The organism is Pseudacidovorax sp. (assembly GCF_017991995.1).
GTDB lineage: Bacteria > Pseudomonadota > Gammaproteobacteria > Burkholderiales > Burkholderiaceae_C > Xenophilus.
This window is the reverse complement of record NZ_JAGOPN010000006.1, coordinates 199475-215592: the sequence shown is the minus strand read 5'-3', so window position 1 is coordinate 215592 and position 16118 is coordinate 199475. Positions and strand designations below refer to the sequence as shown.

The 16118-nt window shown below is 69.8% G+C and carries 16 protein-coding genes; 6 read left to right on the top strand and 10 right to left on the bottom strand.

Features of this window, described 5'->3' with window-relative positions; all coding sequences use genetic code 11:
- Positions 1-4: 4 nt before the first annotated feature.
- Both KBC94_RS10630 and KBC94_RS10625 read right to left on the bottom strand, forming a co-directional pair.
- Positions 5-1057: a Fe(3+) ABC transporter substrate-binding protein gene (locus KBC94_RS10630; RefSeq protein WP_294369725.1), complete on the bottom strand. Its 1053-nt coding sequence runs from the start codon at positions 1055-1057 to the stop codon at positions 5-7.
- Between the two features lie 162 nt (positions 1058-1219).
- A complete protein-coding gene (locus KBC94_RS10625) occupies positions 1220-1765 on the bottom strand; it encodes a PaaI family thioesterase (protein ID WP_294369724.1) in 546 nt (181 codons plus the stop codon).
- A gap of 50 nt (positions 1766-1815) precedes the next feature.
- Here KBC94_RS10625 and KBC94_RS10620 point away from each other — a divergent pair, with 50 nt between their 5' ends.
- The 3 genes from KBC94_RS10620 (at position 1816) to KBC94_RS10610 (ending at position 5042) form a co-directional block, all read left to right on the top strand.
- Positions 1816-2286 carry a MarR family winged helix-turn-helix transcriptional regulator gene (locus tag KBC94_RS10620; protein ID WP_294369721.1) on the top strand — a complete coding sequence of 157 codons (471 nt, stop codon included), beginning with the start codon at positions 1816-1818 and terminating at the stop codon, positions 2284-2286.
- The gene (locus tag KBC94_RS10615; RefSeq protein ID WP_294369720.1) at positions 2279-3526 is read left to right on the top strand and encodes an MFS transporter; all 1248 of its coding nucleotides are present in this window, start codon (positions 2279-2281) and stop codon (positions 3524-3526) included. The genes KBC94_RS10620 and KBC94_RS10615 overlap by 8 nt, the downstream gene beginning before the upstream one ends.
- A gap of 82 nt (positions 3527-3608) precedes the next feature.
- The gene (locus KBC94_RS10610) at positions 3609-5042 is read left to right on the top strand and encodes an MATE family efflux transporter (RefSeq protein WP_294369719.1); all 1434 of its coding nucleotides are present in this window, start codon (positions 3609-3611) and stop codon (positions 5040-5042) included.
- 4 nt (positions 5043-5046) lie between these two features.
- On the opposite strand, the gene KBC94_RS10605 is transcribed toward KBC94_RS10610, so the two are convergent.
- The 4 genes from KBC94_RS10605 to KBC94_RS10590 form a co-directional block, all read right to left on the bottom strand.
- Entirely contained in the window at positions 5047-5376 is a 330-nt protein-coding gene (locus tag KBC94_RS10605) for a hypothetical protein (protein ID WP_234192362.1), read from the bottom strand.
- 149 nt (positions 5377-5525) lie between these two features.
- Entirely contained in the window at positions 5526-6287 is a 762-nt protein-coding gene (locus KBC94_RS10600; RefSeq protein ID WP_294369717.1) for an aldolase, read from the bottom strand.
- Positions 6288-6386: 99 nt separating this feature from the next.
- The gene (locus KBC94_RS10595; RefSeq protein WP_294369906.1) at positions 6387-7322 is read right to left on the bottom strand and encodes a LysR family transcriptional regulator; all 936 of its coding nucleotides are present in this window, start codon (positions 7320-7322) and stop codon (positions 6387-6389) included.
- 5 nt (positions 7323-7327) lie between these two features.
- A complete protein-coding gene (locus tag KBC94_RS10590) occupies positions 7328-7501 on the bottom strand; it encodes a hypothetical protein (RefSeq protein ID WP_294369715.1) in 174 nt (57 codons plus the stop codon).
- Between KBC94_RS10590 and KBC94_RS10585 the strand changes: the two genes are divergently transcribed.
- The 3 genes from KBC94_RS10585 to KBC94_RS10575 are packed head-to-tail and all read left to right on the top strand — an operon-like array spanning position 7500 to position 11408.
- A complete protein-coding gene (locus tag KBC94_RS10585; RefSeq protein ID WP_294369712.1) occupies positions 7500-8843 on the top strand; it encodes a DUF3100 domain-containing protein in 1344 nt (447 codons plus the stop codon). The two genes, KBC94_RS10590 and KBC94_RS10585, sit on opposite strands and share 2 nt — an antisense overlap.
- A gap of 14 nt (positions 8844-8857) precedes the next feature.
- Complete coding sequence (locus KBC94_RS10580; RefSeq protein ID WP_294369710.1) at positions 8858-10027, top strand: M20 aminoacylase family protein; 1170 nt, start codon at positions 8858-8860, stop codon at positions 10025-10027.
- A 7-nt stretch (positions 10028-10034) separates the two neighbouring features.
- Entirely contained in the window at positions 10035-11408 is a 1374-nt protein-coding gene (locus tag KBC94_RS10575; RefSeq protein WP_294369708.1) for an L-serine ammonia-lyase, read from the top strand.
- 21 nt (positions 11409-11429) lie between these two features.
- Here KBC94_RS10575 and KBC94_RS10570 read toward each other — a convergent pair whose 3' ends face one another.
- The 4 genes from KBC94_RS10570 to KBC94_RS10555 all read right to left on the bottom strand — a co-directional run bounded on the left by KBC94_RS10570 (position 11430) and on the right by KBC94_RS10555 (position 15986).
- On the bottom strand, positions 11430-12680 hold the full coding sequence (locus KBC94_RS10570; protein WP_294369706.1) for an MFS transporter: 1251 nt from the start codon (positions 12678-12680) through the stop codon (positions 11430-11432).
- Positions 12681-12904: 224 nt separating this feature from the next.
- Positions 12905-13579, bottom strand: coding sequence for a GNAT family N-acetyltransferase (locus tag KBC94_RS10565; RefSeq protein WP_294369704.1), 675 nt, complete (start codon positions 13577-13579; stop codon positions 12905-12907).
- 2 nt (positions 13580-13581) lie between these two features.
- Positions 13582-14061 (bottom strand): MarR family transcriptional regulator, encoded by a 480-nt coding sequence (locus tag KBC94_RS10560; protein ID WP_294369702.1) that lies wholly within the window; start codon positions 14059-14061, stop codon positions 13582-13584.
- A gap of 125 nt (positions 14062-14186) precedes the next feature.
- Positions 14187-15986 carry a DEAD/DEAH box helicase gene (locus KBC94_RS10555; protein ID WP_294369701.1) on the bottom strand — a complete coding sequence of 600 codons (1800 nt, stop codon included), beginning with the start codon at positions 15984-15986 and terminating at the stop codon, positions 14187-14189.
- Between the last annotated feature and the right edge of the window lie 132 nt (positions 15987-16118).

Genomic DNA, 16118 nt, shown 5'->3' with positions numbered 1-16118 from the left:
CGGCTTACTTGTCGAAGCCAACCTTGTCCACCAGCAGGCTGGCCTGCTTGCGGTGCTTGGCGATCTCGGTCAGCGGCAGCGGGTCGACCTTCAACTCGCCGATCGTCTGGCCGATGATCGGGTCGAGTGCCACACCCTTGCGGACCGGGTACTCGTAGTTGGCCTGGGCGTACATGGCCTGCGCGGGCTCGGAGACGAGGAACTCCAGCAGCTTGACCGCATTGGCCTTCTGCGGCGCATGCTTGGCCACGGCGGCGCCACTGATGTTGACGTGCGTGCCGCCCGGCTGCGTGCCGCCGAACACCGGCCGCACGACCTGGATGCCGTCACCCCACTTGCGGGCGTCGCTGCCTTCCTTGGAGCCCTTCATCTGGCCCACGTAGTAGGAGTTGGCCAGGCCCACGTCGCAGATGCCGCCCAGGATGTCGCGGGCCACGTCGCGATCGCCTCCGGTGGGCTTGCGCGCCAGATTGGCCTTGACGCCGCTGAGCCACTGCTCGGTCTTCGCCTCGCCGTGGTGGGCGATCATGGCCGCCACCAGGGCTGTGTTGTAGGGATGCTGGCCGGCGCGGATGCAGACCTTGCCCTTCCACTTGGCGTCGGCCAGATCCTCGTAGCGGAAGGTGGGCAGCTTCAGGCCCTTGTCCGCATACAGCACGCGGGCGCGCATCGACAGCGCATACCACTGGCCGTCGCTGCCGCGCAGGTTGGCCGGAATGGCGGCATTCAGCGCGGCCGACTGCACGGGCTGCGTGGTGCCGGCCTCGACCAGATCCAGCAGGTTGCCCACATCCACCGTCATCAGCACATCGGCCGGCGAGCGCTGGCCCTCCGCCTTGACGCGCTCGACCAGGCCGTCCTTGACGAACACGGTCTTGACCTGGATCTGCGTCTGCTGCGTGAAGGCGGCCAGCAGCGGCTGGATCAGCCCGGGCTCGCGGGTGGTGTAGACGGTGACTTCGCCCTGGGCCTGCGCAGCGACGGCTGCGGTGCCGACGAGGCCGGCGAGCAAGGCGCGGCGCGCCCAGGCGCCACGGGGCGCGATCGATGCTTTCATTGGGATTCCCACTCCAGGTTTTTTGAACAGGTCGACCGGTCAGCCGACGGGCGCCGCGCTTCTCGTCGTTGTTGTGCTTGCGGGCTGAGAAGCATTATCAACGCCGGCCTGCGGTGTCTTCATCAAACCTGGATGGAACGTCGGGTTGCTCCGGCGCTGAGCTCAGCGCGGACGCAGGTCGAACACGAGGCAAGTGGTCGTGGCATGCGCGTAGAGCGTGCCGTCGGGGCCCACCAGCCGTGCCTCGGCCGTGGCCAATTGCCGGCCGCAGTGGATGACCTGGCCGATGGCCCGCACGCGCGGCACCTGCGGCGTGATCGCGCGGACCATGTTGATGCCCAGCTCCGCGGTCGTGTAGCTGCGGCCGGCCGGCAGGCTGGTGTGCACGGCGCAGCCCAGGGCGGAGTCGAGCAGGGTGGCGAACCAGCCGCCATGCACCGTGCCCAGCGGGTTCAGGTGGCGCACCTGCGGCTGGCCCTGGAAGACGGCACGGCCGGCCACGGCCTCGATCAGCACGAAGTCCAGCGTGCGGGCGATCTCGGCATAGGGCAGCTCGCCGGCCAGCATCGCCTGCATCACCTCCAGCCCGCTGCGGCCCATCACCTGTTCAGGCCTTGCCACGCCGGGGCCGGCACCGGCATCCATCCGCGCGCGGACCGTGGCCTCGTCGTCCAGCCAGCGCTGCAGTTCGTTCGTGCTGTCGCTCATCGCATCTCCTTTGATTGCATATGCAATAGTTGCATCTACAATCATAGGCCATGAACACCATCGTCAAGCCGAAGGGCTGCACCAACTTCAAGCTGCGCCAGCTAGGGCGGCGCGTTTCGCGCCTGTACGACGCCGAGCTGGCGCAGGTCGGCCTCAAGACCACGCAGTACTCGCTGCTGTCGCATGTGCTCAAGCTGGGGCCGTTGCGCCCGGTCGACCTGGCGCGTGCCATGGGCCTCACCGCCTCGACGCTGACGCGCAACCTGCAGCCGCTGCTGGCCGCCGGCTGGATCGAGCAGGCCGAGGGGCCCGATGCGCGCAGCCGGCTGCTGCACATCACCGACGCCGGCCGCGAGAAGCGGACCGAGGCGCAGCGCCGCTGGCGCGCCGCGCAGGAACGATTGAACGATCTGCTGGGCCTGGACCGGGTGCTGGCCCTGCATGCGCTGCTCGACGAGGCCATCGACCTGCTGCGCGCCAACGAGGACGGCGATGCCGACGAAGGAGAAGAGCATGAGTGATTCCACCCCGGCCGCCGGCGCGGTGCGCCTGCCCGCCCTGTGGCTGGTGCTGCTGGCCGCCGCCGGCACTTTCGCGCTGACGATGGGCGTGCGCCAGACCATGGGCCTGTACCTGCCCTCGCTCAACACCGCCACGCATCTGGGGCTGGGCAGCATCAGCCTGGCCTTCGCCTTCGGCCAGCTGTGGTGGGGCCTGACGCAGCCCTTCGCCGGCGCCCTGGCCGACCGCGTCGGCACCGCGCGCACCGTCTTGCTCGGCGTGGTGCTGGTGGCCATCGGCACCTTCATCACGCCGTACATGACGAGCACGCTGGGGCTGATCCTGGCCGTGGGTGTGCTGGCGGCGGGCGGGGCGGGCATGGCGGGTCCCTCGGTCATGATGGGCGCGACCATGCGGCTGGTGCCCCCGGCCCGTCGCGGGTTGGCGACCGGCGTGGTGAATGCGGGCGGCTCCTTCGGCCAGTTCGCGCTGGCGCCGGTGGCCATCGGTTTGACGGCGGCGGTGGGGTGGGCCGCGTCGATGCAGTGGCTGGGCGTGCTGGTGCTGCTGGCCCTGCCGGCGGCCTGGGTGCTTCGGGGCAATTCGCGCGCGCTGGTGGCGCAGCAGGCGGCGGCCGGTGGGCCTCGCGCCCTGACGGTGCGCGAGGCCATCGGCCAGGCGCTGGCCACCCCCAGCTACCGCTACCTGGCCGCGGGCTTTCTGGTCTGCGGCTTCCATGTGGCCTTCCTGGCCACGCATCTGCCCAGCGTGGTGGCGGCCTGCGGCCTGCCGCCGGCGGTGGGCGGCTGGTCGCTGGCGGTGATCGGCCTGTTCAACATCGTCGGCAGCCTGGCCATGGGCTGGGCCCTGGGGCGCTGGCGCATGAAGTCGCTGCTGTCGCTGGTGTATGCGACGCGGGCGGTGGCGGTGCTGGTCTTCCTGCTGGCGCCCAAGACCGTGGCCGTGATGCTGGTCTTTGCGGCAGTGATGGGCGTGAGCTTTCTCTCCACCGTGCCGCCGACAGCGGGACTGGTCGCCAAGATGTTCGGGCCGGCCAACATGGCCATGCTCTTCGGCCTCGTGATGCTGTCGCATCAGATCGGCGGCTTCCTGGGTGCGTGGATGGGCGGCTGGGTGTTCGAGCGCACCGGCAGCTACGACCTCATGTGGTGGATCGACATCGCGCTGGCGGCCGGCGCCGCGCTGGTCAACCTGCCGATCCGCGAGTCGCCACCCGCGCGCGCCATGGCGCCGGCCTGAGCCTCCGTCTTCTTCGCACCCCACCGCGTCACGGCGGCCGCAGCAATGCGCCGCCGCCGCTTGCCGCATCCAGGACCTCGCCATGACCTCATCGACTCCCCGGCTCGACCCGCGCACCCGCATGCTGCTGGAGGCGCCCATCACGCCCACGCTGCTGCGCCTGGCCGTGCCCAACATCGCCGTGATGTTCGCGCAGGCGGCCATCGGCCTGGTGGAGACCTACTTCGTCGGCCGTCTCGGCACCGATGCGCTGGCTGGCATGGCGCTGGTCTTTCCGCTGGTGATGCTGATGCAGATGAGCTCGGCCGGCGCGATGGGCGGCGGCATCGCTTCGGCCATTGCACGCGCCCTGGGCGCGGGCCGGCGCGACGACGCGCATCGGCTGGTTTGGCAGGCGGTGGCCATCGCGCTGGGCTTCGGCTTGGCCTGCATGGGGGTCATGTGGCTCGCGGGCGGCTGGCTCTATGCCCGCATGGGCGGGGAGGGCCCGGTGCTGGCCGCGGCGCTGACCTATTCGCACTGGGTCTTCGGCGGCGCCGTGCTGGTGTGGCTGTTCAACTCGCTGGCGGCGGTGGTGCGCGGCACCGGCAACATGGCGCTGCCGGCGCTGGTGACCATCGTGGGCGTGGTGGTGGCCGTGCCGCTGTCGCCCATGCTCATTTCCGGCTGGGGCCCGATTCCGGCGCTGGGCATCGCGGGCGGGGCCATCGCGCTGCTGCTGTACTACCTGGGCGGCACGGTGGCGCTGGCGCTGTACCTGCGTTCGAGGCGCAGCCTGCTGCAACCGGCATGGTCGCAGGCGCAATGGAGCTGGCCCCTGATGCGCGGCGTGCTGCGCGTGGGCCTGCTGGGCGCGGTATCGACCGCAGCGACCAACCTCAGCATCGGCATCGCCACCGGACTGGCGGGCCACTGGGGCGCGGGCGCCATCGCCGGCTATGGCACCGGTGCGCGACTGGAGTACCTGCTGGTGCCGCTGGTCTTCGGCCTGGGCGCGCCGCTGGTCGCGATGGTGGGCACGAGCATGGGCGCCGGTCGCCCGGAGCGTGCACTGCGCGCGGCGGCCATCGGCGCCGCCCTGGCCTTCGGCATGACGACGGTGATCGGCGTGGCGGCTGCGCTCTGGCCGCTGGCCTGGCTGCGGCTGTTCGGCCAAGACGCGGCGATGCTGGAGGCGGGCACCTCGTACCTGCGCGCCGTGGGGCCCTTCTACGGCTTCTTCGGGGTCGGGCTGGTGCTGTATTTCGCCTCGCAGGGCGCGGGCCGGTTGATGTGGCCCGTGCTGGGCAACCTGCTGCGCCTGCTGGTGGCGGGCGTTGGCGGGCTGGTCGTGGTCGCATCGGGTGGCACGCTGGCCCAGGTGTTCGCGGCGCAGGCGGCCGCCCTGGTCGTCTACGGCCTGGTTATCGCCTGGAGCATCGCTGGCGGCGCCTGGTTCGGCCGGGTGGGATGGCCACGCTGGCCCGGACGTGAAAACGCCACCCTGGGTGGGATGGCGCTTCGGTCAGACCGTTGACCGGTCAGTAACGATAGGGGTTGTGCGGCCGGCGGTCGTAGCGGTTGGGCACGCCGTCCCGGTCGGCATCACCCCAGCCGCGACGGTGGTGCGGGGGGCGGTGATAGTGGTGCGGCGGCGGACCGTAATACCGCGGCGGCGGGCCGTAGTAATGGCGCGGCGGCGGCGGGTAGTACACCGGTGCGGGCACCGGCACGTAGGCGGGGGCCGGCGGCGGGCCTCCCAGGTACACCTGCGCCTGGATGCTCGGGCCGCTGGCTTGCGCGAGGGCCGGGACGGCGAGTCCGGCCAGCGCCAGCGCACCTGCCGAGAAGGCCATGGTCAACTTGTTCATCACGACTCCTTGCTTCCTGTCGGTTGTTGGTGAAGCAATGGTCGCCGCCGCTTGTCAATGCCATGTAAGCGGCCCGAGAAGCGTGGAAAGAAGTTGTGAGCATTTGGCTGCCCTCGTGAAACGAAGGCCTGCCGAATGCGACAGCCGTGTCAGGGTGTGACGGTCGCGGGCGCCGGCAGCATGCGCCGCAGCGCCTCGAAGAACAGGTCGGACTGCTCCCTTTCGCCCTGCACCTGGGCCGCGACGCGCGCAGCGATCCCGGGTGCCACCGGCGCCAGGGGCCGGCCGGTGCTCTGCGCCAGCACCTGGTGCAGGCAGGCGCGCTCCAGGTAATAGAGGTCGTCGTAGGCATGGGCCACCGTGGCGCCCGCCACGATGACGCCGTGGTTGGCCAGGAAGGCGACGTCCTTGCCCTGGTCGGCGGCCATGGTGCGCGCGATGCGCTCGCCTTCGGCATCGTCCAGCGCCAGGCCGTTGTAGTGTGGATCGATGGCGATGCGGTCCATGTAGCGCATCGCGTTCTGGCTCAGCGTCGGGTCGAGCGCGCGGTCGGCCGTGAGCGTGAGGGCGGTGGCATAGGGTGCGTGCACATGCATGACCACCGCATGGCCGGTCAGCCGATGGATGGCACCGTGGATGAACAGGGCCGTGGGCTCCACGCGATGGCTGCCCGCCAGCACCTGGCCGTGCACGTCGATCATCACGATGTCGTCCGGGCCGACCTCGCTCCAGTGCAGGCCGCGCGGGTTGATGAGGTAGCGCGCCGGCTCGCCGGGCAGCATCACGCTGAAGTGGTTGCAGACGCCTTCGCCCAGGCCGTGGTGCGCCGCGGCGCGCAGGGCCAGGGCGAGGTCCTCGCGCAGCTGGCGCACGGCGGGGCTGTGGAAGTCGGTGTGGGCGTCGAGGGTCATCTGAAAAGCTTGGTGCAGGAGGGGGCAGGAAGGCAGGCCGGGCGGCCCGCGGGCATTGTGGCGCGCAGACGGTTGCAACCGCGGGGTGCGCCACTGCCTTCAACCAACCGCTGGCGCGGCACGCGCTGACGCGGGCGGGAAATCCTCCAGGATCATCCGCAGCAGAAGGGCCGCCGCCAGCGGCAGCACACGCCCGTGGCGCGACACCACATGCACCCGCCCCTGCGACAGCAGGGCATTGCGCATCGGCAAGGCCGCCACGCGGCTGCCATCCGGTGCCGCGGGCATGGGCAGGCGAGCCGACAGCGCGTAACCCAGGCCCGCCATCACGAACTGGCCCAGCGCATGGAAGGAGGTGGTGCTCAGCTGCGTGGGCAGCCGCACGCCTTCGCTGATCTCGGTGGCCTCGATGTGCTGGCGAACGCCGAAGTCGCGATGCAGCGTGGCGCCGCGGTAGGGCAGCAGGTCCGCCAGCCGCAGCGGCCGGCCGAGTTGCGCGAGCGGATGCGTCTGCAGCACCAGCGTGAGGATCGGCTCCGGGTGCGAATGGTGCGAGCGCAGCCGCTCGTCGCGCGGCGGCTGGAAGAGCATGCCGATGTGGGCCCGCTCCTCCACGATCTCTCGCACGACGGCGTCGGTGCTGCCCACCGACAGGTCCACCGTGATGCCCGGATGCGCCGCCATGAAGCGCTGCAGGCTGTGGCGCATGAGCCAGTCGACGAAGCCTTCGCCGGCCACGATGTCGATGTGGCCCCGCTCCACCTTCTGGATGTCGTCGAGCTGCGCCAGCAGTTGCTGCTTCTGGGTGTGCTGGCGGCGCACGTAGGTGGCCAATAGCTCGCCCGCATCGGTGGGCACGACGCCCCGGCCCCGACGGTCCAGCAGGCGGACGCCGCATTCCTCCTCCAGCACGCCGATGGCGCGGCTGACGGCCGACGGGTCCATGCCCAGCACCTCGGCCGCACCGCGGACCGAACCGCTGTCGAGCACCTGCATGAAGTAGCGCATGCGACGGGCGTCGAGGCGGTCGTCCATCGCATTCATCGGGCGACCGCCTTCCAAGTGTTGCATTCCATGCAACGAATATCCCATTCGCCGGTCATTGATGCAACGGCGGCAAGTGCGGAGACTGGCGGCCGCCGCTGGAGGAGCGGTGTTTTCTTCAACCCATATCCGACCCCGGCGAGGGCGTCGAAGCCGATGAATCCAGCCATGCCACCTTCCACGGCCATGCCGGCCGCTGTCTTCATATCCACCGCGAGCGACAAGCTGCGCCTGGTGGTCGTCATCCTGGCCGTCGTGGCCGCGGCCGAGTGGATCGGTGCGGCACAGTTCAAGCTGGGACCGGGCAAGGTGGTGTTGCTGCCCATGCTGTGGGCGCTGCTCATCGCCGCGGCACTCGGCATCGCGCAGGCCCGACTGCCCCGGCTGATGCGTGTGGACCGCGGCCTGCAGGGGCTGGCGAGCGGACTGCTCAACGCGGGCCTGCTGCTCTTCGTTGTCAAGCTGGGCCTTACCGTGGGTGCCGCGCTGCCGATGGTGCGGCAGGCTGGCTGGGCCTTGCTCTTCCAGGAGTTCGGTCATGCCTTCGGCACCCTCGTGCTGGGATTGCCGTTGGCGCTGCTGCTGGGCATCAAGCGTGAAGCCGTGGGCGCCACCTTCTCGGTGGGCCGCGAAGGCAACCTGGTCATCATCGGGGAGAAATACGGCATGGCCTCGCCCGAGGGCCGCGGTGTGCTGGCCGAATACGTCACCGGCACCGTGCTCGGCGCGGTGTTCATCGCGGTGCTGGCGGGGTTCATCGCCAGCCTGCACATCTTCGATCCGCGCTCGCTGGCCATGGGGGCAGGCGTGGGTTCGGGCAGCCTGATGGCGGCGGCGCTGGGCGCGATCACAGCGCAGCAACCGGCCGAGCTGGTGCCCCAGCTCACCGCCATTGCCGCCGCCTCCAATTTGCTGACCTCGGTGGTGGGCTTCTACTTCACGCTCTTCCTGTCGCTGCCGGCCTGTTCCTGGCTCTATGGGCGGCTCGAACCGCTGCTCGGTCGTGCGACGGCGCGCGGGCGCCGCCCGGCCGTGGAAGCGCAGGCAGATCCCGCGCAAGCCGCCATGCCGGCCCACGCCGCACTTGGCCTGCGCGACACCGCACTGGCCTGGGTGGTGATGACCGGCGGTGTGATGGTGGGCAACCTGCTGTCGTACAAAGTGCCGTTGCTGACTTCGCTGGAGGGCATGCTGGTGGTGGTGCTGATCGTCGCCGTCGTCGAAGCGCTCAAGCGCCTGATGCCGCGGTTGCCCATGGTTCTCGCGCTGTCGGTGCTGGCCACCGTGATCGGCGTGCCCGGACTCTTTCCCTTTTCCGACACCGTGCTGGCCCTGACCGGCAAGCTCAACTTCCTGGCCTTCACCACGCCCGTGCTGGCCATGGCCGGCTTCTCGGTTGCGAAGGACCTGCCGCTGTTCCGCCAGCTGGGCTGGCGCATCGTGGTGGTGTCGCTGACGGCGACGGCCGGCACCTTCCTCGGCGCGACGCTGATCGCCGAGCTCTTCCACTGACCCACGCTCCCACCATGTACCGAAATCCCGAGATCGCCGACGACATCCGCCAGAGCATGGTCGCCTGGCGCCGCGACATCCATGCCAATCCCGAGACCGCCTTCGAGGAGCACCGCACCGCCAACGTGGTGGCGCAGGCTTTGGCGCTGATGGGCCTGCCCGTGCATCGTGGCCTGGCCGTGACGGGTGTGGTCGCCACGCTCCGTAACGGCGATGGCCCCAGCATCGCGCTGCGTGCCGACCTGGACGCACTCAACATGCAGGAGCTGGGCCGCCAGCCGCATGCCTCGCGCTGCAACGGCAAGATGCACGCTTGCGGCCATGACGGCCACACCGCCATGCTGCTGGGCGCGGCGGCCCATCTGGCACGGCACAAGCCCTTCCGCGGGACGGTGCACTTCGTCTTCCAGCCCGGCGAGGAAAACGAGGGCGGCGGCCGCGTGATGGTGGAGGAGGGGCTGTTCGACCAGTTCCCGGCCGACGCCGTCTACGGCATGCACAACTTTCCGCAACTGCCGCGCGGGCACTTCGCCATCCGCAGCGGCACCATGACGGCCTTTCTCGACACTTTCGAGATCGTCGTCACCGGCAAGGGCAGCCACGGCGCCATGCCCGAGACCGGCATCGACTCGGTGGTGGTGGCGGCCCAGCTGATCAATGCATTGCAGACCATCGTGAGCCGCCGCACCGCCGCCACCCAGTCGGCCGTGGTCAGCGTCACGCAGATCCATGGCGGCGACACGTGGAACGTGATCCCCGAAGAGGTCGTGCTGCGCGGCACCGTGCGCACGCTGGACGCGGCCGTGCAGGACCGCACCGAGGCCGCCATGCGCCAGATCTGCGAGGGCGTGGCCCGTACGCACGGCGCGACGGTGTCGCTCAAGTACATGCGCGGCTATCCCGGCGTGGTCAACACGCCGGCCGAGACGCAGGCGGCCATCGCCGCCGCAGCCAGCCTGGTCGGTGAGGGGCAGGTGCACACGGACATTGCGCCGGCCATGGGCTCGGAGGACTTCGCCTTCATGCTGCAGAAGCGACCCGGCGCCTACATCGGCATCGGCGCGGGCGAGGGCGCCGACGATCCGCCGGTGCACAACCCTTACTACGATTTCAACGACAACATCCTGCCGCTGGGCGCCGCCTACTGGGTTGCCCTGGTGCGGCAGCAATTGCCCGCGGCATGATCGGCCGATGCTTTCCGTCTTCGACATCTTCAAGATCGGGATCGGTCCCTCCAGCTCGCACACCGTCGGGCCCATGCGTGCGGCGCTTCTGTTCGCGCGCGGACTGCAGGCCGCCGGGCTGCTGAATGCGCTGGCGCAGTTGCAGGTCGATCTCTATGGCTCGCTCGGTGCCACCGGCCGAGGGCATGACACCGACATCGGCGTCATGCTCGGCCTGATGGGCGAGGCGCCCGACTCGGTCGAGCCGCAACAGGTCGCCCCACGTCTGGCCGCAGTGCGGCGCGAGGGCCTGCTGCATGTGCTCGGCCTGCAGCCGATCCGCTTCGACGCCTTGCAGGACATCGCCTTCCTGGGCGAGCGGTCGCTGCCCGAGCATCCCAATGCCCTGCGTCTGGCGGCCTTCGACGCCCATGGCGGCCTGCTGCGCGATGCGCACTACTTTTCGGTGGGCGGCGGCTTCGTGGTCGAGGCTGGGGCGGATGGTCCGCGTGCGGACGCGCTGGCGCCCGTGCCGCATCCCTTCGCCAGCGCGGAGCAACTGCTGGGGCAGGCACGGTCGCAGAGCATCGCCGCCCTGGTCATGGCCAACGAATGTGCCTGGCGGCCGGAGGCCGAGGTGCGCAAGGGGCTGCTGCGCATCTGGCGCGTGATGCAGGACTGCGTGGCCCGCGGCCTGGGCATCGGCCACGAGTCAGCCGGCCAGCCGCTGCCCGGACCTCTGCGCCTGCGCCGTCGGGCGCCGGAGCTCTACCGGCGCCTCATGCAGGAGCAGGGCGACCAGGATCCACTCGCTGCCATCGACTGGGTCAATGCCTTCGCCATGGCCGTCAACGAAGAGAACGCCGCAGGCGGCCGCGTGGTGACGGCGCCCACCAACGGAGCGGCCGGCATCGTGCCCGCCGTGCTGCACTACTACTGGCGCTTCGTGCCGCGGGCGACGGAGCAGGGCGTCATCGACTTCCTGCTCACCGCGGCAGCCATCGGCATGCTCTACAAGACCAATGCCTCGATCTCCGGGGCGGAGGTCGGTTGCCAGGGCGAAGTGGGCGTCGCCTGCTCGATGGCCGCCGGTGCACTGGCAGCGGTCCAGGGCGGCACGCCCCAGCAGGTGGAGAACGCGGCCGAGATCGGCATGGAGCACAACCTGGGCCTCACCTGCGACCCGGTGGGGGGCCGGGTGCAGATCCCCTGCGTGGAGCGCAACGCCATGGGGGCGGTCAAGGCCATCAACGGGGCGCGCATGGCACTGTGCGGCGACGGCCAGCACTGCGTGTCGCTCGACACCGTCATCCGCACCATGAAGCAGACCGGCGAGGACATGAAGTCCACCTACAAGGAAACCTCGCTGGGCGGTCTGGCGGTGAATGTGGTCGAGTGCTGACCGCCAGCCACCGTGCAGTCGTCAGCGGTGGGCGAGGGCGGGATGCACGCCACCGCCGCTGGCCGGAGTGAGGGGCGCCTGCACGCCCATGTCCACGCCGCGGTGCTCGCGGCTGAACAGGATCAGGCCCGCGATGACCACCGCGACCGTGCCGGCCACCACGGCCATCGCAAACGCATAGTCGTTGCCGCGTGAGGTCGCGAGCGATGCTTGCATGGTCGCGTTGACCGAAGCCAGCAGGTTGCCCAGCTGGTAGACAAGGCCCGGGAAGGTGGCCCGCAGTGCGGGTGGCGAGATCTCGTTGAGGTGCACCGGGATCACGCCCCAGGCGCCTTGCACGCTCAGCTGCATGAGGAAGGCGCCCGCCGCCAGCGCGGCCGCCGAGTGCGAATAGGCCCACAGCGGCAGCACGGGCAGCGCGAAGAGGGCGGCGCCGAAGATGGTCCACCGGCGGCCGATGCGCTCGGAGAGCGTGCCGCAGGCCAGGCCACCCACGATGGCGCCGATGTTGAGCACGATGGTCACCATCGACACGGTGTGCGCGTCGAAGCCATGCTGCACGCGCAGGAAGGTCGGGTACAGGTCCTGCGTGCCGTGCGAGAAGAAGTTGAAGGCCGTCATCAGCACCACGGCGTAGAGGGCGAGCTTCCACTGCTGGCGCAGGCCGGCCAGCAGACTGGGCCGGGGCTGGCTGGCCATCTGCTTCCACGCGGGCGATTCGGGCACATGCGAGCGCACGTAGATCACCAGCAGCGCCGGCAGGATGCCGACGAAGAACATGCCGCGCCAGCCGATGTGTGAATAGAACAGGCCGAACACGAGCGACGCCAGCAGAAAGCCCGTGGGATAGCCGGCCTGCAGCAACCCGGAGACGAAGCCGCGCGATCGCGCCGGCACCGTCTCCATGGTGAGGGCCGAGCCCACGCCCCATTCGCCGCCCATGGCGATGCCGAACAGCGCCCGCAGCACGACCAGCGTCGCCAGGTTGGGCGAGAAGCCCGACAGCAGCTCCAGCACGGCATAGCAGAGGATGTTGGCCATCATGGTGGGCCGGCGCCCGAAACGGTCGGCCAGCCGCCCGAAGATCAGCGCGCCCACCGGCCGCATGGCCAGCGTGAGCGTGATGGCGAGCGCCACGGAAGGCAGCGGCGCGTGGAACTCGGCCGCGATGTCCTTCAGGATGAACACCATCAGGAAGAAGTCGAAGGCGTCCAGCGTCCAGCCGAGATAGCTGGCGGTGGTCACGTGGATCTGCTCGCGGGTCCAGGTCATGGTGTGTTCTCCTTGGGTTGTGCAAGCGTTGCGCCTGGCACGGAGGAGGAACGACCGCCGGTGTCGGTGTGCAGCGTGGAGCCACTCTAGGCCGATGGCGCGGGCGATGCCAGTCGGACGCGGTCTTGTGGTGGGCCGCTTAAGGCTGGCCTAAGGATGCGCCCCGTGTCGCCGGGGAAAGCCTTCCTGTGCGGAGGTCGATCGTCTCGACCGCGTGGAAGGCCTCAGGACGGCTTTCGCCGAAGCACGGCGACATGGACCGGCGTGCGCACGACGAAGCCGAGGTCTTCGTACAGCGAGATCGCGGCGGTGTTCGTCGTCCACGCGTGCAGGAAGGGCAGGTCGCCGCGCTGCTGGATGTCGGCTGCCACGGCGGCAGACAGGCGGCGCGCCAGGCCCTGTCCGCGGAAGTCCGGATGCGTGCAGACGCCACTGATCTCCACATGCCCGGGAAAGCGCATGCGCTCGCCGGCCATTGCGGCCAGACGGCCGCCGATGCGCACGCCGATGAAACGCCCCAGCGTGTGCGTGCGGGCGAAGAAGGGGCCGGGCTCGGTGAGCCGGGCCAGGGCCAGCATCTCGTCAACATCCGCATCGCCCAGCACCACCACGTTGTCATCGGCGTGGAGGCGGCGTGTGGCCACCATCTGCACGCCTGCGGCTGCTTTCACGACTTCAAGGCCCGGAGGAACGGCGATGGCCGGCACCTGCAGCAGATACACGCTGTCGCCAGCGGGGCCGAGAAGGCCGACGAGTGCGTCGAGGCTGGCCGCACTTTCATCCGCCGTGGCGGCAAAGCCGTGGAGATCGGGCACGAAGCGTCGTGCACGCTCACCCCCGAGTGCCCAATGCGGTTGATGCTGCAGGCTGGCCCAGACGGGCCGGTCGAGTGCGGACATGGTCAGGCCTCCTGGATGCGCTGCAACAGAGGGGTGGTGGCCAGCGCGTCCTCAAGTGCAGCGAGCTGCGAGAGCAGATCGCCCCGGCTTCGGGCGCAGGCCTGCGCGACAGCGGACTCGATGGCCGGCCAGGCTTCGCGCCGGGCACGCTGCACCAGGCTTCTGCCCTTGCGGCTCAAGGTCACGCGGCGCACGCGGCGGTCTTCGTCGCCCGTCTCCGACTGCACGAGGCCTTCGTCCTCCAGCCCCTTGAGCGATCGGGTGACCACGGGCTGGCTCACGCCCACGGCCTGGCTCAGCTCGCCGACGCTCAGGGCGCCCAACCGGTCCAGCGCCGCCAGCAGCGGGAAGTGCGCGGCCGGCTGTTCGAAACCGTAGCTGGCGAGAACGGCCTGCGTCTGCGCCTGCAGCAACTCGCCGGTTCGCTTCAGGCGGGTGCCGAGCGTCAGATGGCCCAGCTCCTTGACGACGTCCTCGATCATGCGGTCTCCATCATGGCTATTTCCATATCATGCTATGCAAACGGCTTGGCCGCGTCAATCGAGCAGCCAAAGAAAAAGCGGCCCGATGGGCCGCTTCGTTCTTCGCTTGTGCAGGCAGGATTCGCTCAGTAGCGCTTGCCGCCGCCGGAGTAGCCGCCACCGCCACCGCCGGAGTAGCCACCGCCACCGCCGCCACGACGGCGATTGCCACCACCACCGCCGCCGCCGCCGTTGCCACCACCACCGCCGCCGCCGCCATTGCGACGGCCACGGCCGAAGGTCGCCTCGACGCTGGTGCGCAGCGGATCGGGCTGGCCCGACGGTCCGCCATAGGCCTCGGCGCGGCGATGCGCGACCACGTCGGCATGCGAGGGGCTGGTCGTGTTGCCGTAGTGCTTGGGCTGGCGCTCCGGACGGTCCTCGTACAGGGCATGGGCCGGCGCGTTGCCGCCGCCGTGGCCGCCCGCGCCGCCATGGTGACGCTTGGGCCCGTTGTTCTGACGCGGCGGGCGCGGACCGCCATTGCCGCCACCCGAGGGCTGGCCGCCGGCGCGTTGCTGCTGGGGTTGCTGGCCACGGCCGCCCTGGCCCTGACCGCCACCGGCCTTCTTCTGGCCGCCGCGCTCGCCGCCCTGGCCCGCCTTGTTCTCGCGGATGCGGGTCATCATCTCCTGGCGCGCAGCACGTGCCGCGGCGGCCATCACCTCGCGGCTCGGCGGCTTGCCGGCGCCGCCCCACAGGGTCTGGCGACCCATGGCGATGGGCTCGGCGATCTCGCCTTCGTCGGGGCCGAAGCCTTCGAGCGTTTCAGAGGGGATCTGCTGCTTGGTGAAGCGCTCGATCTCCTGCATGAAGCCTTCCTCGTCCAGGCAGACCAGGCTCACGGCCTGGCCTTCCTTGCCCGCGCGGCCGGTGCGGCCGATGCGGTGGACATAGTCCTCGGGCACGTTGGGGATCTCGTAGTTCACCACGTGCGGCAGGTCGTCGATGTCGATGCCGCGGGCCGCGATGTCGGTGGCCACCAGGGCGCGGATCTCGCCGCTCTTGAAGCCGGCCAGCGCCTGCGTGCGGGCGCTCTGGCTCTTGTTGCCGTGCAGCGCCATGGCGGTGATGCCGTTCTTCTCGAGGAACTCGGCCACATGGTTGGCGCCGAACTTGGTGCGCGTGAACACCAGCACCTGGCTCCAGTCGTGCTGCTGGATGATGTGCGCCAGCAGCTGCTTCTTCTTGCCACGGCCCACCGGGTGGACCACCTGCGTGATGCGCTGCACCGTGGTGTTGCGCGGCGTGACCTGGATGCTCTGCGGATTGCGCAGCAGACTGTTGGCCAGCTCGCGGATGTCGTCGCTGAAGGTGGCCGAGAACAGCAGGCTCTGCTTGTCCTTGGGCACCAGGGCCAGCACCTTCTTCACGTCGTGGATGAAGCCCATGTCGAGCATGCGGTCGGCTTCGTCGAGCACCAGGATCTCGACTGTGGACAGGTCCAGGTGGCCTTGCTGCTGCAGGTCGAGCAGGCGGCCCGGCGTGGCCACCAGGATGTCCACGCCGCGCTTGATGCGCTCGATCTGGGGGTTCATGCCCACGCCGCCGAAGATGACGGTGGAGCTCAGCGGCAGGTACTTGCCGTAGGTACGCACGGATTCCTCGACCTGGGCGGCGAGTTCGCGCGTGGGGGTCAGCACCAGGGCGGCGATGCCGTCCTTGCCGAACTTGTTGGTTTTGCCCTCGCCCTTGGACAGGCGGTGCAGCATGGGCAGGGTGAAGGCGGCGGTCTTGCCGGTGCCGGTCTGCGCGCCGGCGAGGAGGTCATGGCCTTCGAGGACGGCCGGGATGGCCTGGGCCTGGATGGGGGTGGGGGTTTCGTAGCCTTGCTCGCGCACGGCCTTGAGGATGGCGGGGGCCAGCTTCAGTTCGTCGAAGTTCATTCGGTAGTTACTTACGGGCGCCATGCACGGCGCGGTGTTCTTCTTGCGTCCACCCGCCGCGATGGCGCTGCTTGGGCGCGAACCGGGCCAGTCGAGGTGGAAAGGGAGGTAAGGCGGGAGCCTGGAAGGATG